Source organism: Microbacterium sp. JC 701, from assembly GCF_021026215.1.
GTDB classification, from domain to species: Bacteria; Actinomycetota; Actinomycetes; order Actinomycetales; family Microbacteriaceae; genus Microbacterium; species Microbacterium algihabitans.
In genome coordinates this window covers 634,527-659,475 of the sequence record NZ_JAJNCV010000002.1, presented here as the reverse complement: position 1 = coordinate 659,475, position 24,949 = coordinate 634,527, and the positions used below count along the sequence as shown (strand labels likewise).

The window sequence follows — 24,949 nt, the reverse complement described above, 5'->3', positions numbered from 1 at the left end:
GTTGCAGTCTCGGCGCGAACAGCACCCCGCCACGCGACCCCAACGCCGCGGACACCGCCGCAGCGGTCACACGGGCCGCTGGTCTCCCGGAGCGCCGTCCTCGTCGCCCTCACCTGCGCCGTCGCCGGACGCGTCGTCGGAGCGACCTTCTCGCAGGTCTCGCCGTAAGAGGCCCTCACCCGAAGCATCGCCCGAACCAGGCGTCTCGCCCGTCTCCTCGGCATCCGCACCCGAATCCCGCCCACCTTCGGCCTCTTCCGCCAGCAGCTGCGCGAGCGCGTCGTCCATCTCGTCCGAGGGCGCCGCTTCACCGCGCGACGCGGCCGTCACCCGCGCGATGAGTGCGGCGGGGTCGTCGATGTCTTCCGACGACGGCATGAGGTCGGGGTAGTCCCACAGTGCATCACGGCCCTCGACGCCCACGGCGTCGGTGACAGCGCGCCACATCGCGGCGGCTTCGCGCATGCGGCGCGGGCGCAGTTCGAGGCCGACCAGCGCGCCCAGCGCCTGCTCGGCGGGTCCACCGACGGCGCGGCGTCGGCGCACAGCCTCGGCGATGCGTCCCGCCGACGGAAGCCGCGAGGTGGCGTCTTCAGTCACGACGTCGACCCAGCCCTCGATCGTGGCCAACAGGTTCTCCAGCCGCGTCAGCGCCGCGGTCTGCTCGGGGCTGCGCTCGGGCAGCAGGGCTCCGCTCTCGAGCGCCCCGCGCAGTTCGTCGGGCTGCGAGGGGTCGAAGCGCGAGGCGAGTTCCTCGAGGGCGTCGGTGTCGACGCGGATGCCGTGGGCGAAGTCGCGCACCTGCGAGATGACGTGCAGGCGCAGCCACCGCGCGTGGCGGAACAGGCGTGCGTGCGCGAGCTCGCGCGTCGCGAGGTACAGCGCGAGCTGGTCGTCGGGGATCTCGAGGTCGCGGCCGAAGTCGGCGAAGTTCTGCGGCAGGATCGCGGCGTCACCCTCGGGCATGATCGGGATGCCGACGTCTCCGCCACCCACGACCTCGGTCGACAGGCGGCCGACGACGTGGCCGAGCTGCGTGGCGAAGAGCGAGCCGCCGACGGTGCGCATGAGGCGTCCGGCGCCGGCGATCATCTCCTGCATGTCTTCGGGGGCCTGCTGGCCGAGGGCGGTGGTCAGCGCGTCGGCGATGCTCGTGGCGACGGGCTCGGCGAGCTCCTGCCAGACGGGCAGCGTGGCGGTGACCCACGCACCGCGCGTGACGGCGCGGGGAGGGCGGGGCAGGTCCGAGATGGTGGTCGCCGCGCCCAGCCAGAGGGCGGCGAGCGTGAACGCCTGGTCGAGGTCGGTCTTCTGACCGGTCGTGACGCCCAGGCCGTCCTGGTTGGCGATGTGCAGGGCCTGACGCTCGGTGAGGCTCCAGTCGACGCCTTCCTGCGTGCCGGCGAAGGCGCCCTGCAGCTGGTTCATGACGGCCTGCAGCATGGCGGGGTCGATCTGCATGCCCGACAGGCGCGAGAGCATCTCGGGGTCGATGCCGCTGGTGTCGCCCGACATCAGGCGGCGCATGAGCTCCTGGAACTCTTCCTCGGGGCTCTGCTCGCCGCCACGGTCGTCGTCTGCCACTTCAGCCGCCTTTCAGCCAGGTCTGGGGAATGGTTCTCTACGCTAGTCGCAGGTTTCCCCGCATCTACCGGCCGGGCCCCGCGGCGCTTACGCCCCGCGCGAACGACCCCGGTCAAGGATTGAGCTTCGTGTCCCTTTTCGACGAGAACGTCCGCCTCGAGCCCGCGCCCCGACAGCCGTGGCGTCGCGGCACCGTCATCGGCGTGTGGTCGCTGACGGTGGCCGTGATCGTGCTCTTCGTGCTCACCTTCGTGCCCTCGGCGTACGTCATTCAGCAGCCGGGTCCGGTGTACAACACCCTCGGCACCTCGCCGAACGCCGACGGCGAGCAGGTGCCGCTGATCACCGTCCCGAACGAGCAGGACGACACCACCACCGGCCAGCTCGACCTGCTCACGGTGCAGGTCAGCGGCAACCGCGAGCGCACCCCGTCGTGGATCGAGCTCGCGATGGCGTGGTTCGACCGCTCGCGCGCCGTGGTGCCGATCGACCGCATCTTCCCCGCGGGCCAGACCACCGAGCAGCGCACGAGCGAGAACGCCGCCCTCATGAGCGACTCGCAGCTCGAGGCCAGCGCGGCCGCCCTGCGACAGCTCGGCTACGACGTGCCCGCCGAGATCGCGGTCGGCACGATCGACGACCAGGGCGCGGCGGCGGGTCTGCTGCAGCAGGGCGACGTGCTGCTGTCGGTCGACGGCGCTCCGGCTTCGAACGTGGATGCCGTGCGCTCGGCCGTCCAGAAGGCCGCGGGCGCACCGGTCACCGTGGCCTACCAGCGCGACGGCGCCGACGCCACGGTGCAGATCACGCCGCAGCAGACGACGGTCAACGGCCAGCAGCAGTACCTGCTGGGCGTCGGACTCATGCAGTCGTTCGACCTCCCCGTCGACGTCAAGATCCAGCTGAACGACGTCGGCGGTCCGAGCGCCGGCATGATGTTCGCGCTCGGCATCATCGACAAGATGTCGCCCGGCGACCTCACCGGAGGCCAGCACATCGCCGGCACCGGCACGATCGACGCCGACGGCAACGTGGGCCCGATCGGCGGCATCCGTCAGAAGCTCTACGGCGCGCTCGATGCCGGAGCCACCTACTTCCTGGCCCCGGAGTCGAACTGCAACGAGGTCGTGGGGCACGTGCCCGACGGCATCCGCGTTTTCTCGACCTCGACGCTCGACCAGTCGATGACGGTGCTCGAGACGATCCGCGACAACGGCGATCTCGACGCGCTTCCGACGTGTGGTTCGGGATCGTAGCTTTCACGGCGAACCCCGAGAACCCCGCGCCTAGGATGAAGGGGTGACCACGACCTCAGCGCCGAACCAGGCCACGCCGCCGAACCGCTCCCGACGGATCATCTCGATCACTTTGGCGGTGATCGCAGCGCTCGTCGTCGCGTTCTTCGTCTTCGCGAACCTCTATTCCGACTGGCTGTGGTTCTCGCAGCTGGGCTTCACCACCGTTCTGACCACCCAGTGGATCGGTCGCACGGTGATGTTCGTCGTCGGCTTCCTCGCGATGGCCGTGCCGGTCTGGGGCGTCATCCAGCTCGCCTACCGCCTGCGTCCCGTGTACGCGCGTCTGAGCTCGCAGCTCGACCGCTACCAAGAGGTCGTCGAGCCGCTGCGGCGCCTCGCGATGTGGGGAATCCCGATCTTCTTCGGCTTCTTCGCCGGCTTCGCCGCCTCCGCGCAGTGGGAGACCACCTGGCTGTGGTTCAACGGCGTCAGCACCTCGGTGACCGACCCCCAGTTCGGGCTCGACACGGGCTTCTATCTGTTCGGGATGCCGTTCTACGCGGCAGCGCTCGGTTTCGCCTCGGCCGTGGTGCTGGTGTGCCTGCTGCTGACGGCCGTCGTGTCGTACCTCTACGGCTCGGTCCGCGTCGGACAACGCGAGCTGCGCATCTCCAAGGCCGCGCGCATCCAGCTCGCGATCCTCGCCGGCGTCTACCTGCTGCTGCAGGGTGCGAGCCTGTGGCTCGACCGCTTCCGCACGCTCGTCGAGCCGTCCGAGCGCATCACCGGTCCCGGCTACGTCGGCACCAACGCCGTGATCCCCGGCCAGACGATCCTCGCGATCGCCGCCGTCATCGTGGCGCTGGCGTTCTTCGTCACGGCCTTCATCGGCCGCTGGCGCTACCCGCTGATCGGTACCGCGCTGCTCGTCGTCTCGGCGATCGTCGTGGGTGCGGCCATCCCGTGGGCCGTCACCACCTTCCAGGTGCGCCCCAACGAGCTCACGCTCGAAAGCCAGTACTACCAGCGCAACCTCGATGGCACGAAGGCCGCCTACGGCATCGACAACATCGAGAAAGAGAACTTCCAAGCCGAGACGCAGGCCCAGGCGGGCCAGCTGCGCAACGACGCCGACTCCACCGCGCAGCTGCGCATCATGGACCCGGCCATCATCGGCCCGACCGTCCGTCAGCTCGAGCAGTACCGCGCGTACTACCAGTTCAACACCCCGCTCGACGTCGACCGCTATACGATCAACGGACAGACGCAAGACACCGTGGTGTCGCTGCGCGAGCTCAACATCGGTCAGCTCGGCGACGCGGCCTCGTGGCAGAACACGACCCTCGTCTACACGCACGGCTACGGCATGGTCGCGGCCGCCGGTAACGAGCGCACCGCCGACGGCGACCCCGTCTTCCTCGAGCAGGCGATCCCGGGCACCGGCTTCCTCACCGACCGCAAGTACGAGCCGCGCATCTACTTCGGCGAGCAGTCGCCGCCGTACTCGATCGTGGGCGGCCCCGAGGGCGGCGAGCCGATCGAGCTCGACTACCCGCTGGGCGCCGACGGCGGCACCGAGACGCGCACGACCTTCACCGGCAACGGTGGACCCAGTGTCGGCAACGTCTTCAACCGCCTCATCTACGCGCTGAAGTTCCAGTCGGAGCAGATCCTGTTCTCCGACAACGTGAACCCCGACTCGCAGATCCTCTACGACCGCAACCCGAAGGAGCGCGTGCAGAAGCTCGCGCCCTACCTGACGCTCGATAGCGACCCGTACCCCACGGTCGTCGACGGTCGCATCAAGTGGGTCATCGACGGCTACACGACGAGCGCGAACTACCCGTACTCGTCGAGCGTGTCGCTCTCGCGGGCGATCGCCGACTCGAACAACCCGGCTCCGACCTACGCGCTCGATGACATCAACTACATCCGCAACTCGGTCAAGGCCACGGTCGACGCCTACGACGGCTCGGTGAGCCTGTACGCGTGGGACGACCAAGACCCGCTGCTCAAGGCGTGGCAGAACATCTACCCCACGACCCTCAAGCCGTGGACCGACATGTCGGCCGACCTGATGAGCCACGTGCGGTACCCGACCGACCTGATGAAGGTGCAGCGCTCGATGCTCGGCGTCTACCACGTCGACGACGCGCTCTCCTTCTACCGCCAGGACAACCGGTGGACCACTCCGAACGACCCGCAGGACCCGGCGACCTTCCAGCCGCCGTACTACCTGACGATGAAGATGCCGAACCAGGACGACCCGTCGTACTCGATGTTCACCAGCTTCATCCCGGCGTCGCAGGGCGGTCAGGCGCGAAACGTGCTGACGGGCTATATGGCCGTCGACTCCAACGCGGGCGACCAGCAGGGCACCAAACGCGACGACTACGGCAAGCTCCGAATGCTCGTGATCGATTCGTCGACCACGGTCCCCGGACCCGGCCAGGTGCAGAACACCTTCGACTCCGATACCAACGTGTCGTCGCAGATCAACATCCTGAAACAGGGACAGTCGCAGGTGCTCAACGGCAACCTGCTGACCCTGCCGGTGGGTGGCGGTCTGCTGTACGTGCAGCCGGTCTTCGTCCAGTCGTCGGGTGACACCAAGCTGCCGCAGCTGCGGCGCGTGCTCGTCGCGTTCGGCAACAAGATCGCGTTCGAGAACACGCTGAGCGAAGCGCTCGACTCGCTGTTCGGCGGTGACTCCGGAGCGAATACGGGCGACGAGACCGTCACCCCGACCGACCAGGGTTCGGGCACGACGGGTGGCACAGGTGGCGGCACGACCGTTCCGACGGGCGACTACGCCGCGGCCCTGCAGGAGGCGCGTGACGCGTTGAACGCTCGCCAAGCGGCGCTGACCAGCGGTGACCTCGCGGCCTTCGCCACGCAGGATGCCCGCCTGACCGCGGCCGTCCAGCGCCTGCTCGACCTCGAGACGAACGGCCAGGGCGGCACGGCGACCACGTCGCCCACCCCGGCTCCGTCGGAGACCCCCGCGGGCTGACCCCCGCTCGACCGATCGCCGGCGTCCCGCTCCAGCGGGGCGCCGGCGTCGTCGTTCCTGGCAAGGTGGCTGAGCCTGTCGAATCAAGGTGGCTGAGCTTGTCGAAGCCCCCAAGTCGCGCGGCGGTAGAGGTGGCTGAGCCTGTCGAAGCCACCGGTGCACAGCGGGTCCCGGTCCCTTCGACAAGCTCAGGGATCTAGCAAGGTGGCTGAGCCTGTCGAAGCCACCGGGCCACCGCGGGTCCCGGTCCCTTCGACAAGCTCAGGGACCTGGCAAGTTGGCTGAGCCTGTCGAATCAAGGTGGCTGAGCTTGTCGAAGCCACCGGGCCACCGCGGGTCCCGGTCCCTTCGACAAGCTCAGGGACCTGTGTCGCGCGCCGGGGCACAGCGGGTCCCGGTCCCTTCGACAAGCTCAGGGACCTGGGTCACCGCGGGTCCCGGTCCCTTCGACAAGCTCAGGGACCTGGCTGCCCACCGCGGGTCCCGGTCCCTTCGACAAGCTCAGGGACCTGGCTGCCCACCGCGGGTCCCGGTCCCTTCGACAAGCTCAGGGACCTGGGTCACCGCGGGTCCCGGTCCCTTCGACAAGCTCAGGGACCTGTGTCACGCGCCGGTGCACAGCGGGTCCCGGTCCCTTCGACAAGCTCAGCCACCTGGGTCACCGCGGGTCCCGGTCCCTTCGACAAGCTCAGGGACCTGGCTGCCCGGTCCGTTCGACAAGCTCAAGAACCTGGCTGCCCGGTCCCTTCGACAAGCTCAGCGACCTGCGCTCACGCGCTGATAAACCACCACCAGATCAACAGCATCGTCGTGCCGAAGCCCGCGATCTGATTGAGCCACAAGAAGCGGTTCCAGCCGGCGGTGGCGCGGTCGCTCTCGGCATCCGTCACGTTCCGGTACGGCCAGCACACGACGAGGTACGGAATCACCAGCAGCGCGGCCAGCGGCCCCGGCCACGCGGTGAACAGCATCGCCACCCCCGCGAGCCCGTAGCAAACCAGCGCGAAGCGCACGGTCCATCGCGCCCCGCGGGCGGTGGCGATCGATGAGATGTCGGCGGCGCGGTCGGCCTCGACGTCTTGCACGGCGCCGAACGCGTGCGAGGCGATGCCCCACAGCGCGAACGCGATGAACACGAACACGAGCTGCCAGGTCCACACAGCTCCCGCGAGCACGAGGCCATAGATCGCGGGCGAGAAGAAGTGGATGCTGCTGGTCATCGAGTCGAGGAACGGGCGTTCCTTCAACCGCAGCGGCGGCGCGGAGTAGAACACCACGAAGAACAGGCTCAGCGCGAGCACGAGCCACGACAGCGGCGACCCGATGATCACGAGGTACACCACGAACGGCAGGCACGACAGTGCCGAGGCCCACAGCGTGATGGGGTGCATGCGCTTGGCGAGCACGGCGCCGTGGGTTCCGCCCTTGCGGGGGTTGCGCAGGTCCGACTCGTAGTCGAACACGTCGTTCACCCCGTACATCGCGAGGTTGTACGGCACGAGGAAGAAGATGATCCCGACGATCAGCGGCGCGTCGATCTGGCGCGTGGTCAGCAGGTAGGCCGCAGCGAAGGGGAAGGCCGTGTTGATCCAGCTGACGGGCCGTGACGACACGAACAGTTCGCGCACCACGCGTCCGGGGGTGAGGGCAGGGGTGGTCATGCGGTGTCCTTCGGGGCGTGGCGAGGCGAGAGCAGGGTGAACAGCGACGGCACGAGGAACGCCGCGCACAGCGGGTAGGCGAAGTCCTCGATCGGCGCGAGTCCGAGCTTGAGTCCGCTGAGGTGCTCTTGAGGGTACGAGAACAGATCGACGGCGATCATGAGGTTGTCGAACACGAGGGTGAGGCCCACCAGCACGAGGGCGGTGAGGGCGGCGGATGCCATGCGCTCGCGGAACCGCGGACGCCGCGCCGTCGCCAGCGTCACGATCAGCGTGATCACCACGAACGGCACGACGATGAGCGGGTAGGTCACGACGCCCCCCGCGCGTCCGTGGCCGCGGAGCCCGAGCCCCGCGCGTCCGAACCCGCCGAGCCCGAACCCCGCGCGTCCGACGCCGACACAGCAGACCGAGCAGCAGACCGCCGCTCGAACACCGCGAACATCACGATCGCCAGGTAGCTCAGGAACAGCAGGAAGAACAGCTCCTCCAGCGGCAGGTGCGGGGCGAGCATCACGCCGACGAACAGCGGGCTCTCACCCTTGACGAACACGCCGGTGGCGATGCCGACGAGGTCCCATGCGAGGAAGAACACCGTGCCGCCCAGCACCGCGAGCGCGGTGCGGAGAGGAGCGACCCGCAGCGCGAGCGAGTACTTCCAGTCGATCAGCATCATGCCGATCAGCGAGAAGAGGATCGCGCCCAGGTAGATCCCCGGCACCTCAGACCGCCGCGTGCGCGGGTTCCGCCAGGGGGCCGGCGGTGGTGTCGCCGGTCATGCGCTTGACCACGAGCTCGGCCGAGATGAGGCACATCGGCAGGCCGATGCCGGGCAGCACCGAGGTGCCGGCGTAGAAGAGGTTCTCGACCTTGCGCGAGCGGTTCTTCGGGCGGAAGATCGCGCTCTGGTTGAGCGTGTGCGCAAGTCCCAGCGAGTTGCCGTGCCAGGCGTGCAGGTCTTCCTTGAAGTCCTCGGGAGCGATGGTCTTTCGCACCACGATGCGGTCGGCGAGATCCGGGATGCCGGTCCATTCGGCGATCTGCGCGATCACGCGGTCGGCGGCCTTCTCGATCCGCTCGTCGCCGGCGCCCGAGACGCCTCCGCGGCCGCTGTCGGGGTCGGCGGGCACGGGAACGAGCACGAACAGGTTCTCGTGTCCTTCCGGCGCGACGGAGTCGTCGGAGGCGCTGGGACGGCAGATGTAGATCGACGCGGGGTCGGGGATCATCTTGTTCTCGCCGAAGATGGCGTCGAAGTTGGTGTGCCAGTCGTCGGTGAACAGCAGCGTGTGGTGGGTGAGCTGCGGCAGCTCGCCCTTCACGCCGAGCAGCAGCAGCAGGGCACCGGGGCTGGGCACCTTGTCCTTCCACCAGCGCTCGGGGTACTGGCGGTCCTTCTCTTCGAGCAGCTCGTTCTCGGTGTGGTGCAGGTCGGCGCCCGAGACCACGGCATCCGCGGCGATCACTCGACCGTCGGCGAGGCGCACGCCGCGCGCGAGGCCCGACTCGGTGATGATCGCTTCGACCGGCGACGAGGTCTCGATGCGCACTCCGCGTTCGCGCGCGAGCTTCTCGATGGCCTTGATGATCTCGGTCATGCCGCCCTTGGGGTACAGCACGCCGTCGCCCAGGTCGAGGTGGCTCATCAGGTGGTACAGGCTCGGCACCTCGAAGGGCGATCCGCCGAGGAACACCGCGGGGTAGGCGAGGATCTGCTGCAGCCGCGTGTTCCTGAAGTCGGTGGTGACACGCTTCCACAGGGTGCGGGTGAGCAGGGGGATGAGCGTGGGGAGGCGCTTCACCAACGCGGGGTCGCGCAGGCCCTTGGTCGACGAGTACGGGTCGTAGAGGAACTTCGACGTCGACAGCTCGTAGGCGTCTTTCGCGGAGTCGAGGTAGGCGTCGATCTTGTCGCCCGAGCCGGGCTCGTGCTTCTCGAACAGTTCGCGCACGGCTTCGCGGCCCGACACGATGTCGATCGGCTCGCCTTGCCCGGGAGGGCCGTACACGCGGTACGCGGGGTCGAGGCGCACGAGGTCGAGCTCTTCCGCGGCGCTCGTGCCGAGCAGGCGGAAGAAGTGGTCGAACACCTCGGGCATGAGGTACCAGCTGGGGCCGGTGTCGAAGCGGAAGCCGTCGCTCTCCCACGAGCCGGCGCGCCCGCCGAGGGCGTCACGGCCCTCGAAGAGCTGGACGTCGTATCCGCGGTCGGCGAGCAGGGCGGCGGTTCCGAGACCGGCGATTCCGCCTCCGACGACGACGATGCGCTGGGCGCTCATGAGCGTGAACCTTTCGGGGGGCGACCAAGCAGGGCGCGGGCGGCGAGGGTGGCTTTGACACCGTCGGGAACGCGGACGCGGGGTGCGCCGGCGGGGGAGGAGCGGAGTCGCCGAGACAGCTCGGCGAACAGGTCGTGGGCCGTCGTGACCGCGGCGCGGCAGTCGGGCGGCAGGTGGGGGATGACGGATGCCGCGGCGACGAGGTCGGCGTCGATGCGGTCGAGAACCGCGACGCGGCGTTCGTCGTCGGCCGCGCCGTCGAGGTAGTCGCGGCCGAGGCGGTCGGCGTCGTCGGCGAGGTCGCGGAGGAAGTTGACGTCTTGGAACGCCGCTCCCAGCCGCCGCGCGCCGTCGACGAGGTCGGCCGCGGGCTGCGCGGGGGCCGACATGCCGGCGTTGAGGAACACCTGCAGGCACATGAGTCCGACGACCTCGGCCGAGCCGTAGACGTAGGCGTCGTGCGAGAGGTCGTCGTGCTCGGCGGTGTCGATGTCGGTGCGCATCGAGGTGAAGAACGGCGCGATCAGGTCGTCGCCGATGCCGCACTCGCGCGCGGTGCGGGCGAAGGCGTGCACGACGAGGTTCGCGCTGAACCCGGTCTCGATGGCATCCCGCACCTCCTGCTCGAGGCCGTCGAGCACTTGGCGCTCGCGCTCGGGCGAGAGGCCGGCGTCGCGCGCGGGGCCGTCGACGATCTCGTCGGCCACCCGCACGAGGGCGTAGATGTTGCGCACGTGCGGGCGCGGGCGGGGCCCGAGCAGGCGTGCGGCGATGCCGAACGAGGTGGAGTAGCGCTGGATGACGGCGGCTGCGGCCGCGTCGGCGGTTTGCGAATACAGTTTGAGGCCCGTGGGCGCGGTGCTCACGGAACGCGCTCCTGCACCGCGTCGACGAGTTCGAGCAGCATCGCGCGGCACGCGGCCGGAAGCGTGGATGCCGTGACGATGGCCCGCGCTTCGTCGAGCGTCTCGCACACGAGGTCTTCGAGGCGGGCGCGGGCTCCCGAGGCCGACAGCGCGACCTGTGCGGCGCGAATCGCCACCGGACCCGTGTGAGCCTGGGCGAGGGCCTCGCTGACCTCAGGCCAGCTCTCGGTCTCGCGCGCGAGCGAGATGAGGTGGGTCTTCTTCGCCTCGCGCAGGTCGCAGCCCTCGTCCTTGCCGGATGCTGCGGCCGTACCGAACGCACCGATGAGGTCGTCGATCAGTTGGTAGCCGAGACCCAGGCGCTGGCCGAAGCGCTGCAGAGCGTGGCGTGTGGGGGCGTCGGCCTCGGCCATGACGGCTCCGGCTTCGAGCGGGGCCGAGAACGAGTACACCGCGGTCTTGTCGTGCGTGGTGCGCAGCACCGTGTCGGGGTCGGCTTCGCCGGGCGACACGGCGTTCTCGACGTCGGCGAGCTCTCCGGCCGCCGACACGAGCACGGCCTCGTCGAACAGGGCCAGCAGCTCGGCGCGCAGCGTCGAGGGGATCTCGGCCAGGGCGATCAGGCGTCCGGCCTCGTGCAGCAGAAGGTCACCGGCGAGGATCGCGGCGGCGTCTCCGAGCAGGGCAGCGCCCGCGGCATCCGCCCCCTTGTCGCTGGCGCGCAGGCGGAACTCCCCGCCGACGTTGGGCACGCCACGGCGTTCGGTGTCGTGGTCGATCACGTCGTCGTGCACGACGAAGGCGGTGTGCAGCAGTTCGAACGCGGCGGCCACCTGGTACAGCGCGGGCAGTGCGATGTCGGGGCCGTCGAGCGTCTCGAACGCGGCCACCACCAGCAGCGGGCGGAAGCGCTTGCCACCGTCCGTCGCGCGGCGGATGGCGGATGCCAGGGCCTGGGCGCCGTCGCCGAGTCGCTGCGAGCGCGCCTCGAGGCGAGAGAGCGCCGCGTCGATCTCGGCGTCGATGCCGTGACGGGCCACGGAGGTCGAGGCGAGGGCGATCATGACGCGCGCCTCACCGCTTGGGGTGTCTCGAAGAGGTGAAGCTGCTGCGCCTGCAGAACGAGCCACGGGCTGAACGCCCACGGCGTGGCCTCGAGCGAGGCGGCCAGCTCGAGCGGGTCGACCCAGCGGTACTCGGCGACCTCGTCGGGGTTGGGCTGGGGCTCGGCGTCGGTGCGCGCGACGTAGACGGGGCAGATTTCGTGCTCGACGATGCCGCTGGCGTCGACCGCGCGGTAACGGAATAGGGGGAGTGCGAGCTCGAGGTCGCGCACGGCGAGACCCACTTCGAACTCGGCGCGACGGTGAACCGCCGACAGCACGGGCTCGGCGGGACCGGGGTGGCCGCAGAAAGAATTGGTCCAGACACCCGGCCAGGTCTTCTTGTGCAAAGCGCGACGCGTGACGAGAACCTCTCCGGCTGCATTCACAACGTGACATGAGAATGCGAGGTGAAGCTGGGTGTCGGTGCCGTGCACGCTAGCCTTGGGCGCCGTGCCAATCTCGTTGCCGAAGTCGTCCAGGAGGACGACATATTCGGTCTCGCTCATCGTGCCTCCCGTTTGCTAGTTTAGCTAGCGATGTGAGCCTGACTATACCTAGGGTGAAAGGGGGTGTCCACTGTGACGGATGCCGTGTCGACCTCTGGTACAAGGCCTTCGGTGATGCAAACGCTCACCGCGGTGCAATCGCTCAGTGACGCTCTCGACCGCATGCACAGCGGCATGAAGGGCGATATGGATATGAATGCCAGCGACCTCGCGACGCTGCGCATGCTGACCATTCGCGAACGTCGCGGGCAAATGGTCAGCCCGCACGACGTGGCGACGCATCTGCGCATTTCGACCGCGTCGACCACGAAGCTCATCGATCGTCTCGTCGCGGCGGGTCATCTCGAGCGTCGGCCGCACCCCTCCGACGGCCGTGCCCGCGTGGTGGTACTTACCGAGAAGTCGCGGCGCGAGTTCTTCCGGCACTTCGGCGGTCATCTGATGGCCATGAGCGAGACCGCGGCGGCGTTCGACGACGAGCAGCTCGAGACCATCACCCGCTTCATGGACGAACTCACCACCGCCATTTCGACGGACGACTGAGGCCCTCTCCGCACCCCGTTCGCGGGCACTCGGTTTCGCCCGCGCTGAGGCGCAACCTCACCCGAGACCGGGGATCGGCCCCCGCGCGACCCGCACGCCGACGTCGTCGAAGGCATCGCGCGGTCGCCCTCCGCGTCGTGCTGCCGCCCGCACCTCGGCCGGGGCATCCGACCAGCCGCCGCCCCGGAACACGCGCGCGTCGCTCTCGCCCTCGGGGTCGTAGAGGTCGCTGCACCACTCCCACACGTTGCCGAGGGTGTCGAAGAGGCCGTGCAGATTCGGCATCCGTCCCCCGACGTCGACGGGGCCTCGCAGGCCGTCTGCGGCCGTCCAGGCGATGTCGCGCACGGGGCCGTAGGCGGGCCCGGTGGCGCCGGCGCGGCAGGCGTACTCCCACTCGTCTTCAGTGGGCAGACGGAAGCCGTCGGAGTCGGGATCGGGGCGCACCACCTCGCCGTCGAACGAGTAGACCGGGTCAAGGCCCTCCCACTCGCTCAGGGCGTTGCAGAGGCGAATGGCCCGCAGCCAGCTGATCTCGGTCGCCGGATGCCGCGGATTGCGCGCCGGAATGCCGATGAGGTCGGCCACTTGCTCTTCGGTCACCGGGTAGACGCCGATCTCGAAGGCTTCGACCACGATCTCGCGTCGCTCGACGCCCCGCAGATCGCCGCGCAGCACGCTGCCGGCGGCGATGCGCGCCATCTCGACGTCGGTCACGCGCCCACCGCCGACGGCGCCGGGAGGGCGGGGGAGCGGCGGTCGCGACGCGCGCGATCGAGGCGGGGGGAGAAGAGCATGTGCCCAGTGAAGCGGGCCGGGGGGCCGCATCGAGGTGGGTTGACGCGCGAGGCGTGACGCCGCGTGTGGCGAGCCGGGGGGCCGCAACGCAATTTGTGGGGCGCGAGGTGCGCGGTGGGGGGAGGGGGTGCGAGCCGGGGGGCCGCAACGCAGTCTGTGGGGTGGGTGGTGCTGTGGGCTGGGGGAGCGAGCCGGGGGGCCGCAACGCAGTTCGTGGGTGTGGGGTCAGTCGTCTTCGAACATGGGCTCCCAGCCGGGCTCGAAGGGGTCTTCGGGCAGGCCGGTCTCTCGTCCGCGGTTGTCGATGGCGTCTTGCCACCGGATGCCGATGTCTTCCGGTGCGGTGACCTCAAGGCACTCGGGGCACCGCCAGCACGCCTCGATGAGGGAGCCGAAGGGTTCGAGTGACACGAGGCATTCGCCGCACTTGGGAGATGACATCCAGTCGTTCACGTGGATCACGCTAGCTTGGGCGTCTGGCTGCCGCGGGGGTGCCGGGAGCGGGTGAAGTCGGCGCCGTTTTGGAACGTGCGGAGCGTCCGTGGGAACGACGAAGGGCCGCCACCGACCTGAGTCGATGACGGCCCTTCGTAGAGGTGTGTCTTACGCGCTTTCGTTGCGACGACGCGTCTTAGTCGCGACGACGACGACAGCGCCGGCGAGCACGAGGGCTCCGCCGCCGACCCAGACACCGAGGAGCGAGTTGGCGTCCATACCGGTTGCGGGGAGAGCGGTGCTGCCGCCTTCTTCGGCGCCGCCGCCGGTGGAGCCGCCGCCCGTCGACCCGCCGCCAGCGGGCGAACCGGAGCGATCGCCCGATGCGGACAGGGTGTACGTTCCGGACGGGCTCGCGGGAAGCGTGACCACTGCGGTGGCCGTGCCCGCAGCGTCCGCGGTCTTGGTGACCGACGCCGCAGTTACCGGCAGGTTTGCCGTAGCGATGTTGGCCCCGGTGATGCCCTTGCCGACGAGAGTGAACTCGACGGGTGCGCCCGGCGTGAACCCGTCAACGGGGACGGGCCCGTCGGATGTGATTGTGATCGTGATCGTGTTGGGCCCGGTAGGAACGTATCCCTGGGTATCGGCCTGCGCAGCGACGGGCGCCGCGATCAGCAACGCGCCGGCGAGGGCGACAGCTGCACCAACCTTCGTGGTCTTGAGCTTCATGAATGCCTGCCTTAGATTCCGGTCTACCGGTCAGATGAGGGTCCGCACGCAAACGATCCCAGTGAGACATGGAGACGAAAACAATGCGGCGGTTGTTTTGAGGTCGTACCTGAGTATTGCTTAGGTGATCGCTTGAAGCAAACTGAGAGGGTTTCCGGTACGTAAATTCTTGGCGCCCGGCGCGACGCGCACGGATCGTCCCATTCGCGCAATGTTGAGCTGTGGGTTGAGGTTCAACGGAGCTCGCTCATCGATCGACTGCACGATCTTCGGCCGCCGCACCGCACCCGGCTTTCCCCGAGTGAATCGCCCGGCTTCCGCTTACCTATCGAAGAGCCGCAGTGGAGGCAGGTTTGCAGTCGGCGGATAGAACCGTTGGCCTTGATGCATCCGCCGTAGGGGTCGTGACAACCTCCGCGGAAGTGGCTGACGAGGACACAGATCGCAGAACCATCTTCGCGCTCTCCGAAGTCTGCGGTGCGAGATTTGATTCGAACGTCAGCACCTGTTGGCCGGAGAACTGTGAACGTGAGAAGCCGATACCGGTCGATGATTCTGCCGAGACGACTTCCCAATCGCTGGGGATGAAGACATTACTCACCGTGGCAGCGTTGCCCGGCGCAACGCCGAAGGCTCCGTTGGCGGTCATGTAGGAGGGCAGCGATGTCGCAGCATCAAGTGGTGCGTCGCTGGTGAGCTCGATCGCGAGCGTGATCTCGCTGGCGCTCGACGGCGAGGTCGTCTTGCACGCCCCCCAAGAAAGAGTGACCGTCGGACTGACGTAATAGCTCATCTTAGAGCCGCCACTCTCGTTCAGGTAGACACCAAATGTCGCGGTGTCCGGACTGGAGGTGGGCAGAACACCCGACAATGACGAGTCGAGCAGAATCGCTTGTTGGTCCGGGTCAGAACTCCAGATTTTTATCCTGCGTTCTTCCGTTGCGCGCGACAGCGCACTCAGCAGCTTGGGTGTCGATGCGGTGCCGCCAAGGAAAGCCTGAAAAACTGCGCCAGTGGAAGCGGCGAAAAATGCATCCTGATCCGATGGCTCGGGGTACTTTTTATAGACGCCGTTCAGTAGGAGATCCACGGCGTTGTCGGAACTGAGCTTGCTGCCATCTTCCAAGCGGACGGATCCGGTGGCTTGGAGTAAATACGACAAAACAACAGGGTCGATCGCAATCACGCCGTTCACCCGAACCCCAGTTACGATTTCATACATCTGCTGGGCGAGAGGTCCATCGATTGTGAAATCTGGGATCTGAGTCAAGTTCTGAAAGTAGCGAGCCGGCTTTGTTCCGTAGAGAGCCTGAATGTCGCCCGGCAGGTCGAAAAGAGGAGCTTTGATAGCACGGGACAGGGCGGTTCCTGATTCGGTCGCCTCCAGCGAGATGGCGCCTTGGTCCGTTCGGAGGAGAATTGTGGTTCCTGCAATTCCCCCGAGTGATCTCCATTCGGCGTTGTTCTGAACGAGGATGAGATACTCCTGCGGGCCATCGTTTCCAAGCATTGCTGGCAGTAGTTGTGCGGCTTTAGAGATGGCGTCTATGCCCGCTGCGGTCCGCGAAAAGACGCTGTCGAGGTCTTCTACTCCTCGAGCGAGTATGCCGACGAGGGGAGTTCTGTCGATCTCGTGAATCTCGTTGGCTGCCTGGGAAGAGGCTTGCGCCGCCTGAGCGGCGGGCTCTGCGAGCGGGGCAAGTGCGGTTGCTTCGATGCGACCGTTGTCAGGCTTGAGCGAATCGAGGGACGCGGTTTGCATGGCGTCGACGAGTGGTGTGACAGCACCCGCGATGAGGGTGTCCGCCGCGGTTGTGATCTGGCGGAATGCAGTCAGCTGAGGACCGGCCCATGGCGTCAGTTCTGCGAACGCCCATATCGGATCCGACGTGAGGCCACTTGCGGCAGAAGCATCGCGCGATAGTTTTTCGACGAGCGACTTCGCTTGAGTTGGTGATGTGAGCAGCTCTGCCCCTGCGCTTGTCGCCTCCCGTTGAAGGGAGAGAAGGTGCTGCGCAGCCAGTGCCCCCCGAACTCCCACCCAGACCGTCACGAAGACTGCGCAGAGAATGAGAATCGCCACGATCCACAAAGCGGTGCGTCCCACCGTCTTGCGGGTGGAGGTTTTACCAATCAACGACATTGCGAGGACTCCGGGGTGTCGAGGTTGATGGCGCTATACGAGCACGGGCCGCAGGCGACCTTCGTAAAGCTACTCATCTCGCTGGTCGGCACGCATGTCTCGCCGCGACAAAAGACCTATTTCGGTCAGGTCTGCCTCGGAGTTCGAGGGAGCGGTGCGCCCCCTGCGACGCTTTTGTTGCTTCGCCTCAGCCGCAGCCAGGCGCTTGCCGCTCTTTGTGGTTTCAACCCCGTAGCCGTATCCGTACCCGTACCCGTAGGCGGCGTAGTAAGAGTCGGGCCCACGTGTAGGCACCATCGACATCACGAAACCCGCGAGCTTTGCTCCGACAGTGGTCAGCGCTTCCGTGGCCCCCGCCAATTGATGGCGCGTCGTACGAGTGACGGACACGACCATCAAGGCGCCGCTGGTGGCACGCGCCAGAATCGCGGCATCCGTGACGGGCAGGAGCGGAGGAGCATCGCATAGCACAACGTCGAATTCTCGCTCAAGGGCGTCCAGCAGTGCGCTCATTTGTGCCGAGCCGAGCAACTCGCTCGGATTAGGGGGGATCTTTCCGGCAGGGAGGACGAACAAACTGCGGCCACCCCACGAGAGCATGACGTCATTTACGTTGGCTCGACCAATGAGCACGTCTGTAAGGCCCGCGCCACCCTCGATGCCTAGATACTCCGCAACTTTCGGTTTGCGAAGATCTGTGTCGAGCAACGCGACCCGCTTGCCGGCGTCCGCGAGCGCGATTGCAAGGTTGATTGTCGTGGAAGTCTTTCCTTCGCTCGGGATGGAGCTCGTGACAACGAAGCTGGAGCGGCCGCCCATGTCGAGGAACTGCAGGTTGGTGCGGAGAGCGCGGAAACTTTCAGCTCGCGGGCTGAGGGGATCCGCATGCACTATGAGAGGACGCTCTTTGGCCTTCGCGTCGAAGGCAATCGCCCCGATTCCCGGTGCGCCTGTGATCTGCTCGGCATCGCGGGGAGTGCGAACGCGAGTGTCGAGGCTGGATCGAAGAATCGCGCCGCCGACTCCAGCAGCCAGCCCGACAATCGCGCCGAGGATGAGGTTCAAAGCGACGTTGGGGCTGGCGGGGTTTTGCGCCGGTTCAGCGTCTTTGACCCGGCTCAGTCTTACCGGACTAGACCCATCGTTGGACGCCGGCTCGAGCTGCGGAACGGTCGTCGCAATGCTCGTGGCAACCGCGTTTGCGATGTCAGCGGCTGCTGTCGGGTTCGCGTCCGTAACGGTGATGGTAATGAGAGTCGAGTTGGACGCAGCCGTAGCCTTGACGTTGCTGGCCAACACGCTTGCAGACTCCCGAAGTCCGAGGGAGGAGATGACCGGGTCAAGGACGATCGGAGCTGTGACCAGACCGACGTACGTGTTGATTCGAGCCTGCGCAAAATTCGAGCCCTGTTGCAGCTCTGCGGTGGTGCCGCCCGCTTGAGTCGAAACGAATATCGTACTCGACGACTCGTACACCGGCGTACGGGTGAGTGTATAGGTCGTCGCAACGCCAAGCCCTAGTACCGTGAGGGTCAGGATCAGCAGCAAGTTCTTGCGGAGGATGCGGACGTATTCGCTGAGCTCCATGGTGCCTCTCGAAGACGCACGGCTGAGAACGGCCGCGCTCGGAAATCTTCATCAGTCTGTCACAAGGAATGTTTCGCGCCTGTTTTGGCGGGGCAAACTCGCCGCTCCACTACAACTGGAGGCGCGCCGTGGCTGCACTGATCGGGTGCTGATAATTTTGAGGCGACGTATGGCGGCCCGGTCGAAGATTTGCGTCCGTCCGGAGGGACCCCGCAGTTCGATTGCGATTGGGCCGAAATCTCGCGTCCAGCTGCGATGGGATTGACGTGGGCGGTAAGCGAGGACGCTCACTCCTCTATACAGTGGGCTTCACTCACCTCTCGACCTAGGTAGGTTGCCGCGTGCGAAATGACTTCCGCAGTTCCGAGGCGCCGGGAGCGACCAGAGACAGCAGACATAACGTAGACATCACGGATGCTGGCGAGTCTACGGTCGACGAGCCCAGAAGCCGCGGTCGGCGCACGAGACGCGCTGATTGGCGGCTTGGAGGCCGCTCCGTCGCGCGCTGGGATGTTCGGGTCCTCGCGCCTGCAGCCCTTCTTGGGGTGGTCGGAGTCCTGACGTCCCTAGTCATCTCACGTTTCAGCGACTCAGGGGGCGCCCCCATGTCGTCACTCGCGCTGTGGATTGCCCTGCTTTCGGCGTTTGTGCTCGCCGTCGTCCGCGCGCGCCCGGCCGCACTTTTTACCTTTAGGACGCAGGATGTTCTCTGGGGGATCGCAGTGGGCCTTGGCTTGCGCCTGCTCCAAGGTGTCCTGACACGCGCCAACTCGAGTGAGTTCCCACAGCTGGGTCCTCTTCCGGAACACGAAAGCATCAGCTGGATCTTCTCCAACCTTGTGGCGCCGGTGCTCATCGGCCCGGTGGTCGAGGAGCTCTACTTCCGAGCTGTGCTGCTTGTCGTCATCTACCAGCTGCTTCGGCGGGGATCGGGTTCATTGGCGGCTGCCGCCACCGCGACCCTCGTTTCCGCAGGTCTATTCGTGATCCTTCACGTGGTCTTCGCTCCGTTGAGTCTGCTCGGGAGCGTGCAGCTGTTCTTGTTCGGTTGCACGCTCAGCGGCCTCGTCTTCTTGACGGGCCGCGTGTGGCCCGCAGTCCTAGCGCATGTCACTTACAACGGGACATTCTTTGTTCTTGGTGCGCTCGGCCTCGTGCTGGCGTGATTCGCTTCAGCCTTTTCACGACGAGAGCCCAGATCGCCGTCTCTCCCAGCCGATTCCACGCAAGCGATTAGTCGGACCGCTTGGAAAGGGCGCCGCGCGGACCGGGGCAGGTCAGCTTTTTGCCGTGGTTGAGGCCAACAGTCTGCCTATTCACTAGGCCGTTGATCTCGGAGTCGCTGTCGACTCACCTTCACTCAACGGCTCGCTTGAAGCGCTGCGGCCTTGCTTCTCGCCAGCGAGGGGGTACAGCAGCAGAGCGAAAATTGCGCCGATGAGTATCGAGCTCGTTCGAGAAATGGCGAGCGGCGCCACTGCGGAAACGATGCCGAACCCGGCGGCCAGAGCCAACCCAAGCTGAGCTGATCGCCCGGAGTCGGTCCCCTTAGTGACTCTGACACAAAGTCTCACGACCAGCACTAGAAATGCCCCGAAAACCACTATGAAGAGCGGAACACCCAGCTTTACTAGTATCCAAACGAAGAAGTTGTGGACGTAAGTGAAGCCATAGTCGCCGCTGAAAGGGTCTCCTAGCAGTCTGTCGCGATACGGGACTCCAAACCCGCTACCCGTAAGGGGGTGTTCCCGCACGAATTGCAAGGCTGCGTCTGTCTCCCTCGTCCGCCAGTTGGCGCTCGCGTCGCTCGCAATAGTGTCCGGGTCAAGGCCCTGGAGCGCGCGACCGAAGAACGCATCACCGACGCCACTCAATCGAGCGGCGACCGACGGAACGTATTGAGCAAGCGCGACGCTCACAAACGCGGAAACCATGACGGCAGCACTGAGTAGGAGAGTCATCCGCGTGACCCACCTCAGCTTGCGCTTCGTAAGAATGAAGAAGGCTACGAGTATCACGACGATCGCGACAACGTTGTTGCGGCTAACTCCGACGGCTACCACGAACAGGGTAGAAAGGAGCGTAACTATTAGGATGGTTGGCCGAACGGGGCTGGTCCCGCGTTGACTGGCCCACACTGCTATGACAACGGCCAGAACGGCAACACACACTTGAGCGGCGGGTGGCACGAGGCGCGCGGAGTCATACAAGAATGTCTGTCCACCGACGTAAAGAACTGCCTCGTCTGCTCGCATCGCGAACAAGCCAGCGCCGGTAAACGTTTCCAAAGCAACGGCGAGGGAGGTCAACCCCACAATCGCGGCAACTAACCAAAGCAACCATCGATAGGCGCTCTCAGGCCATTTCAAGAGCGTAAGGGTAACGCCCAGTGTGACTGCCGCTGCGTACAGAAACCCCCTGCCATCTCGGATCAATGCTCCGATTTCTGCGGAGTTCAGTATTCCCCAAAAAATGCCAAAGGCCCAGGCTAAGCCGCCCAGGAGAAGTAAAACTTTCACGAGCCTCGGAAGCGATGACGCCGACCGCAGGCAGCAGAGAATCAGTATGGGCGCGAGAAGATCGTTCGGAAAAAGTGTTCCGCCTCCGACCGAGAACTGCAAGTTGAGTCCCGACGGCATAGGTGCAAGGCCGAGCAAACTAATCGCGGCGACGAGGATGGGGATGCGGTACTTCGACAGCAGGACAGCGATGAGCGCCGCGCCGCCGAGGGGTATTGCCACGGCCGCGCCGACCGACGTCGACCGAGCAATGTTCAATATTACGATGACGCCCACCGCTACGCCGAGGCCGGCTGCTGTGGCGAGGAGTATGTTCCTCAGGCGAAGATGCAATGTCATCGAAGAAGCTTGCGGAGATTATCTAGGGCGAGCGACTGCTCGGTTTGACGACGTCGGCGCACTTTGACCATAGAGTCGCGCAGATGCTCACTTTCCGCTTGTGCGCGCCCGATCGCGTCGCTGAGAGAATCCGCATCTGGACTTGCATAGATTGCGGAAGACTCGAAGAATTCGAACAGTTCAGGAAAATTGCTTGTGATCAGAGGTACGCCAAAGTTCATCGCTTCGTAGCCAGCTCGCTGCATAGTGTGCGGGCGAGTTGTGAGGGCCATGACCGCAAGCGAGTCTCTCAGCAACGCGTCATACTCAGAGGAGGACACAAATCCTGGAAAATGAACATTCGCCGGAGCTTTACTCTGAACCTCCGCCGGAGGACGCCCTGTGAGTACGAAGCTCAGTTCTGGGTACCGCGAAGCGGCTTTCAGCAGTTCGTCGACAGGTTCATCGTTCGCGTAGCTGAGGGGCACAAGTATGTGTGTTCCTCTGGAGGTTGGCACAGGCTCACCGCTGACGTTGATCACGTCATGAAGCACGGTGGACGACACCCCCGCCACCAGACACTTCTGTGCTAGGTGCTCGTTTGTCACGATTGCGTGATGGGATTTCATCGCCCTCAGGCCTGCAGTGGCAGCCCATTTCCACTTCGGGTCATAGAAGTAGCCCGTATGAAGGTCGAAGACGAATCTCGAACGTGAGTTCCTTTTGCGACCTCTGGCGGCGAGGAGCATCGGCGCGGGGGGCAACATGAAAAAGATATTCTGCGATGAGTTCGATGATTGTACGATGCGTCTGGTGCGACGATACTGATGCAGATAGCGCAACGGCAGAATTCGAGCATACTTGCCACGTTCGACAAAAATGGGTTTCAACCCAAGCAGGACAGCCAGGTCGGTCGTACGGCCGTTCTGCTCGGCCCAGCTTATGAAATACCCACTCATCATCTCGCGCGAACCCCTCGGGCGGCGGCGGCCAACATTGTTTCCCGTCTGAGTTCTTCGGGGTCTGCCACAGACGCGATACCCCGATCCGCAAGCAACGACGCGATCTGAAGTTGGTGGTCGTCCACGTGTTCGCCGAACTTCTTGCGGCGTGGCACCACGACCGGATACACACCCATATCGAGAAGCTGCAGTATTGTTCCGACGCCCGCGTGGGTGACCACGATGCTTGCGTTGCGGGCCGCGCGAGCGAAGTCTGTCGCAGACATTTGCTCGAGCACCCGTCCCGGCAGATCTGAGCGGCCGGTGGTGCCGAGCTGCCACACGGTGCGCTCGTCAGGCAACCCGGAGGCAAGCACCGCATCAATGACTCGGTCGAAGCGGTACGGCCTGATCGTCCCGAGGGTCACGAAAAGGGACGGGCTTGACGCGGCGTCAGCTTCGAACGTGTCGAACTCATCCAAGACGTTTCCTGCGTAGGTCCATTTGCGGCTCGCCCAGGCCTTGTGCTGAGTACGCAACTCTGCGAGTCGCGTGGCGGCCAGAATCCTGCCGGACAAGGAAGGGCCGTCGGTCCTGCTGACACTCTCGATGTAGAGGCGAGGAACTGACCGGCTCGCAGGACAGGACATTGCCGAAACGGCGATGGCGGCCCCGGTGCTAACGATGCCATCAAACCGTTCCCGCTTCAGCAGGCCATTGATCGATCGATGAGCTGTCCATGCGGATCTGATCGCGCGAGGAGCGACGTAGGGGACGTAATGAACCCTCTGGCCGGCCAGCAACGACACCGATTGCGGCGTCTTGAATGTCACCCAGACAGAATCCTTCGAGGCTCCTAGCGTCTCAGCCATTCGGTGGAGTTGTGCGAGATGACCACCGGTAGAGGCGACCATGAGGAACTTGCCTGAGGGTGGGAACATGCGCCCTTCATTCGAATGCTGCGGTGGGGGCCATCGCTCGATGGCCCGGAGCGGTCACCTATTCAACGTACCCTCTGCGTGAGCCGCGACCGTCCGTGTTTACGAGGACGTAACGCGCGGGCGTGCATAATCGTCGAGGGGAAGGCGCTCCTCTGAGGGGCCGTGCGATGACACGGTCACCGGGAAACCAAGTTTCAGAAGATGAGGAACGTCTGTGGATCGGAAGTCGCATCGAGGCCTCAGCGGCGTTCTCAGTAGCGCCGGAGCCGGTATCCTGTCAATCGCAGCAGGCATCGTGCTTTTGCCGATCGTGCTGGCCACCGTCGGCGCAACGCCCTACGGTATCTGGCTCGTCCTCAGCACCCTCGCGATGGTGTTGAACTACTCCGATCTCGGCGTCGGAGCTGCCGTAGTCCACTTCGCTTCCAGGCACCGCGGCGGCCGCGGCGATCATGACCTCAGTAAGCTTCTTTCCGCGGCGCTGATGTGGAATTTTGCGGCTGCGCTCGTTGTCGTACCGACATATGTACTCTTTGCGATTAGCTACACGCGAGGACAGGTAGATTCCGGAGCAATAGATGGCGGTGAGACGGACTGGCTCGTCGTGGCCGGTGCCTTCGTCATGGCTGGTCTCTTTATCCGCCCCTTTGGCTCGGCTTTAGTCGGGTCTGGTCTGCTACCGCTTGAGCGACGAAATGCGTCCGTCGCGGCGGTGGTGCGGGTCATCGGAACGCTCGCAGTCTGCTACTACGTGCCTTCCGTCGGTGCCGTGGCGACGGTCGAGGCGGCGGCCGCTCTCCTGCCCAGTATTTTGTCTATGCTCACCGTTTGGCGCAGAGGCCTGGCGAAAGTGAGGTGGGATCGGTCGACTTTCTCTGTCGGGCGCCACATGCTGAGCTTCAGCACGAGATCGTTTGTGGTTTCTCTGATCGGAGCCCTTCTTCTGCAGGGTGGCACCTTCGCCGCTGGCGTGCTTATCGGCCCCGCAAGCGCGTCATATTTCAACGCGGCCTTCCGCGTATACAGCAGTGTCAGGCAACTGATTGGGTGGCTAATCGATCCATTCCGCGCTGCGATGAGCAGGGCCGCGGCAACTGACGGCAATGAGTCAACGCGACTGCTCGCATCGCTGTCGACCGTAATCGCCCTCTGCGTCTCAGTCGGCTGTGGCGCACTGATCTTCTCCTCCGGGTGGCTAATTCCTCTCTGGCTGGGTCAGTCAGCGCCCACCAACGACGTGCAACTCGGCGTCATTATTCTGCTCACCGGCCTCATTGCGAACTCAATTCATTTGCCATTTGTCCCAGCCGCGGACTCCATCGGGCGTCCGGGGGTATTTCTGGGGCCGCAGCTCCTTTGGCTGACCATTTTTGCCGTCAGTGCTGGCCCTCTAGCGCAGGCACTTGGCGCCCCGGGAATCGCACTCGCGATGTCCCTGCCCTTGATCCTGGTTGAGCCTGTGTATCTGCTCGTCGCCCGTCGAGTTCTTCACTTCGACATGCGTGAGTGGTTCTTGCATTGCATACTCCCCGCCGCGATTGCTGCGGGAGGAGCTGCACTACTAGTTCTAGTGCTCAGGGCCTTGACTGAGTACGTACTCGACGCGTCGTTGCCCGGATGGCTGTATGGCGGATTATTCGCAATAGTTTCGCTACTTGGAATTCTGATATATCACGGATGGAAGATACCACCCGCATTTGGCTTGGTGCTTCGGTCGAAGCTCTGATTGAAAGGATTTT

21 protein-coding genes and 1 CRISPR repeat array are annotated in these 24,949 nt (G+C 65.4%); of the genes, 5 read left to right on the top strand and 16 right to left on the bottom strand.

The features are described 5' to 3' along the window. Positions 1-66: 66 nt before the first annotated feature. Entirely contained in the window at positions 67-1,527 is a 1,461-nt protein-coding gene (locus LPW41_RS11060) for a zinc-dependent metalloprotease (protein ID WP_230704941.1), read from the bottom strand. A gap of 185 nt (positions 1,528-1,712) precedes the next feature. On the opposite strand from LPW41_RS11060, the gene LPW41_RS11055 reads away from it, so the two are divergent. Then, a complete protein-coding gene (locus LPW41_RS11055; protein WP_230704831.1) occupies positions 1,713-2,840 on the top strand; it encodes a S16 family serine protease in 1,128 nt (375 codons plus the stop codon). A gap of 43 nt (positions 2,841-2,883) precedes the next feature. Then, positions 2,884-5,835 (top strand): UPF0182 family protein, encoded by a 2,952-nt coding sequence (locus LPW41_RS11050; protein WP_144835122.1) that lies wholly within the window; start codon positions 2,884-2,886, stop codon positions 5,833-5,835. 344 nt (positions 5,836-6,179) lie between these two features. Then, positions 6,180-6,602: a CRISPR direct-repeat array (repeat unit 24 nt; unit sequence CCCTTCGACAAGCTCAGGGACCTG). A 3-nt stretch (positions 6,603-6,605) separates the two neighbouring features. On the opposite strand, the gene LPW41_RS11045 is transcribed toward LPW41_RS11050, so the two are convergent. The 7 genes from LPW41_RS11045 to idi are packed head-to-tail and all read right to left on the bottom strand — an operon-like array spanning position 6,606 to position 12,253. Beyond that, positions 6,606-7,496, bottom strand: coding sequence for a prenyltransferase (locus LPW41_RS11045; protein ID WP_230704830.1), 891 nt, complete (start codon positions 7,494-7,496; stop codon positions 6,606-6,608). Continuing rightward, complete coding sequence (locus LPW41_RS11040; RefSeq protein WP_230704829.1) at positions 7,493-7,810, bottom strand: lycopene cyclase domain-containing protein; 318 nt, start codon at positions 7,808-7,810, stop codon at positions 7,493-7,495. The genes LPW41_RS11045 and LPW41_RS11040 overlap by 4 nt, the downstream gene beginning before the upstream one ends. Continuing rightward, positions 7,807-8,217, bottom strand: a complete 411-nt coding sequence (locus LPW41_RS11035; RefSeq protein WP_230704828.1) for a lycopene cyclase domain-containing protein — start codon at positions 8,215-8,217, stop codon at positions 7,807-7,809. The genes LPW41_RS11040 and LPW41_RS11035 overlap by 4 nt, the downstream gene beginning before the upstream one ends. A 1-nt stretch (position 8,218) precedes the next feature. Next, a complete protein-coding gene (crtI, locus tag LPW41_RS11030; protein ID WP_230704827.1) occupies positions 8,219-9,775 on the bottom strand; it encodes a phytoene desaturase family protein in 1,557 nt (518 codons plus the stop codon). Next, positions 9,772-10,641, bottom strand: coding sequence for a squalene/phytoene synthase family protein (locus tag LPW41_RS11025; RefSeq protein WP_230704826.1), 870 nt, complete (start codon positions 10,639-10,641; stop codon positions 9,772-9,774). The genes crtI and LPW41_RS11025 overlap by 4 nt, the downstream gene beginning before the upstream one ends. Next, positions 10,638-11,705 (bottom strand): polyprenyl synthetase family protein, encoded by a 1,068-nt coding sequence (locus tag LPW41_RS11020; RefSeq protein ID WP_144835112.1) that lies wholly within the window; start codon positions 11,703-11,705, stop codon positions 10,638-10,640. Before LPW41_RS11020 ends, LPW41_RS11025 begins: the two co-directional genes overlap by 4 nt. After that, positions 11,702-12,253 carry an isopentenyl-diphosphate Delta-isomerase gene (gene idi, locus LPW41_RS11015; protein ID WP_230704825.1) on the bottom strand — a complete coding sequence of 184 codons (552 nt, stop codon included), beginning with the start codon at positions 12,251-12,253 and terminating at the stop codon, positions 11,702-11,704. Before idi ends, LPW41_RS11020 begins: the two co-directional genes overlap by 4 nt. A gap of 63 nt (positions 12,254-12,316) precedes the next feature. Between idi and LPW41_RS11010 the strand changes: the two genes are divergently transcribed. Beyond that, positions 12,317-12,796: a MarR family transcriptional regulator gene (locus LPW41_RS11010; protein ID WP_308071714.1), complete on the top strand. Its 480-nt coding sequence runs from the start codon at positions 12,317-12,319 to the stop codon at positions 12,794-12,796. A gap of 57 nt (positions 12,797-12,853) precedes the next feature. Here the strand turns inward: LPW41_RS11010 and LPW41_RS11005 are convergent, their stop codons facing one another. From LPW41_RS11005 to LPW41_RS10985, 5 genes are all read right to left on the bottom strand, one after another. Then, the gene (locus LPW41_RS11005) at positions 12,854-13,513 is read right to left on the bottom strand and encodes an SUMF1/EgtB/PvdO family nonheme iron enzyme (RefSeq protein ID WP_144835108.1); all 660 of its coding nucleotides are present in this window, start codon (positions 13,511-13,513) and stop codon (positions 12,854-12,856) included. A 306-nt stretch (positions 13,514-13,819) separates the two neighbouring features. Next, positions 13,820-14,005, bottom strand: coding sequence for a hypothetical protein (locus LPW41_RS11000; protein ID WP_144835106.1), 186 nt, complete (start codon positions 14,003-14,005; stop codon positions 13,820-13,822). Positions 14,006-14,197: 192 nt separating this feature from the next. Then, a complete protein-coding gene (locus LPW41_RS10995; RefSeq protein ID WP_230704824.1) occupies positions 14,198-14,761 on the bottom strand; it encodes an LPXTG cell wall anchor domain-containing protein in 564 nt (187 codons plus the stop codon). Between the two features lie 325 nt (positions 14,762-15,086). Then, positions 15,087-16,904 carry a DUF4012 domain-containing protein gene (locus LPW41_RS10990; RefSeq protein ID WP_230704823.1) on the bottom strand — a complete coding sequence of 606 codons (1,818 nt, stop codon included), beginning with the start codon at positions 16,902-16,904 and terminating at the stop codon, positions 15,087-15,089. A 69-nt stretch (positions 16,905-16,973) separates the two neighbouring features. Beyond that, positions 16,974-18,491, bottom strand: coding sequence for a polysaccharide biosynthesis tyrosine autokinase (locus LPW41_RS10985; RefSeq protein ID WP_230704822.1), 1,518 nt, complete (start codon positions 18,489-18,491; stop codon positions 16,974-16,976). Between the two features lie 605 nt (positions 18,492-19,096). On the opposite strand from LPW41_RS10985, the gene LPW41_RS10980 reads away from it, so the two are divergent. Continuing rightward, complete coding sequence (locus LPW41_RS10980; RefSeq protein WP_230704821.1) at positions 19,097-19,657, top strand: CPBP family intramembrane glutamic endopeptidase; 561 nt, start codon at positions 19,097-19,099, stop codon at positions 19,655-19,657. A gap of 153 nt (positions 19,658-19,810) precedes the next feature. On the opposite strand, the gene LPW41_RS10975 is transcribed toward LPW41_RS10980, so the two are convergent. Genes LPW41_RS10975 through LPW41_RS17080 form a run of 3 tightly spaced genes read right to left on the bottom strand, consistent with a single transcriptional unit; the run spans position 19,811 to position 23,102 of the window. Beyond that, the gene (locus tag LPW41_RS10975) at positions 19,811-21,349 is read right to left on the bottom strand and encodes an O-antigen ligase (protein ID WP_230704820.1); all 1,539 of its coding nucleotides are present in this window, start codon (positions 21,347-21,349) and stop codon (positions 19,811-19,813) included. Then, positions 21,346-22,287 carry a glycosyltransferase gene (locus LPW41_RS10970; protein ID WP_230704819.1) on the bottom strand — a complete coding sequence of 314 codons (942 nt, stop codon included), beginning with the start codon at positions 22,285-22,287 and terminating at the stop codon, positions 21,346-21,348. The genes LPW41_RS10975 and LPW41_RS10970 overlap by 4 nt, the downstream gene beginning before the upstream one ends. Continuing rightward, the gene (locus LPW41_RS17080; RefSeq protein ID WP_230704818.1) at positions 22,287-23,102 is read right to left on the bottom strand and encodes a glycosyltransferase; all 816 of its coding nucleotides are present in this window, start codon (positions 23,100-23,102) and stop codon (positions 22,287-22,289) included. Before LPW41_RS17080 ends, LPW41_RS10970 begins: the two co-directional genes overlap by 1 nt. A 403-nt stretch (positions 23,103-23,505) precedes the next feature. Here LPW41_RS17080 and LPW41_RS10960 point away from each other — a divergent pair, with 403 nt between their 5' ends. Beyond that, entirely contained in the window at positions 23,506-24,936 is a 1,431-nt protein-coding gene (locus LPW41_RS10960; RefSeq protein WP_230704817.1) for a lipopolysaccharide biosynthesis protein, read from the top strand. The last annotated feature ends 13 nt before the right edge of the window (positions 24,937-24,949 follow it).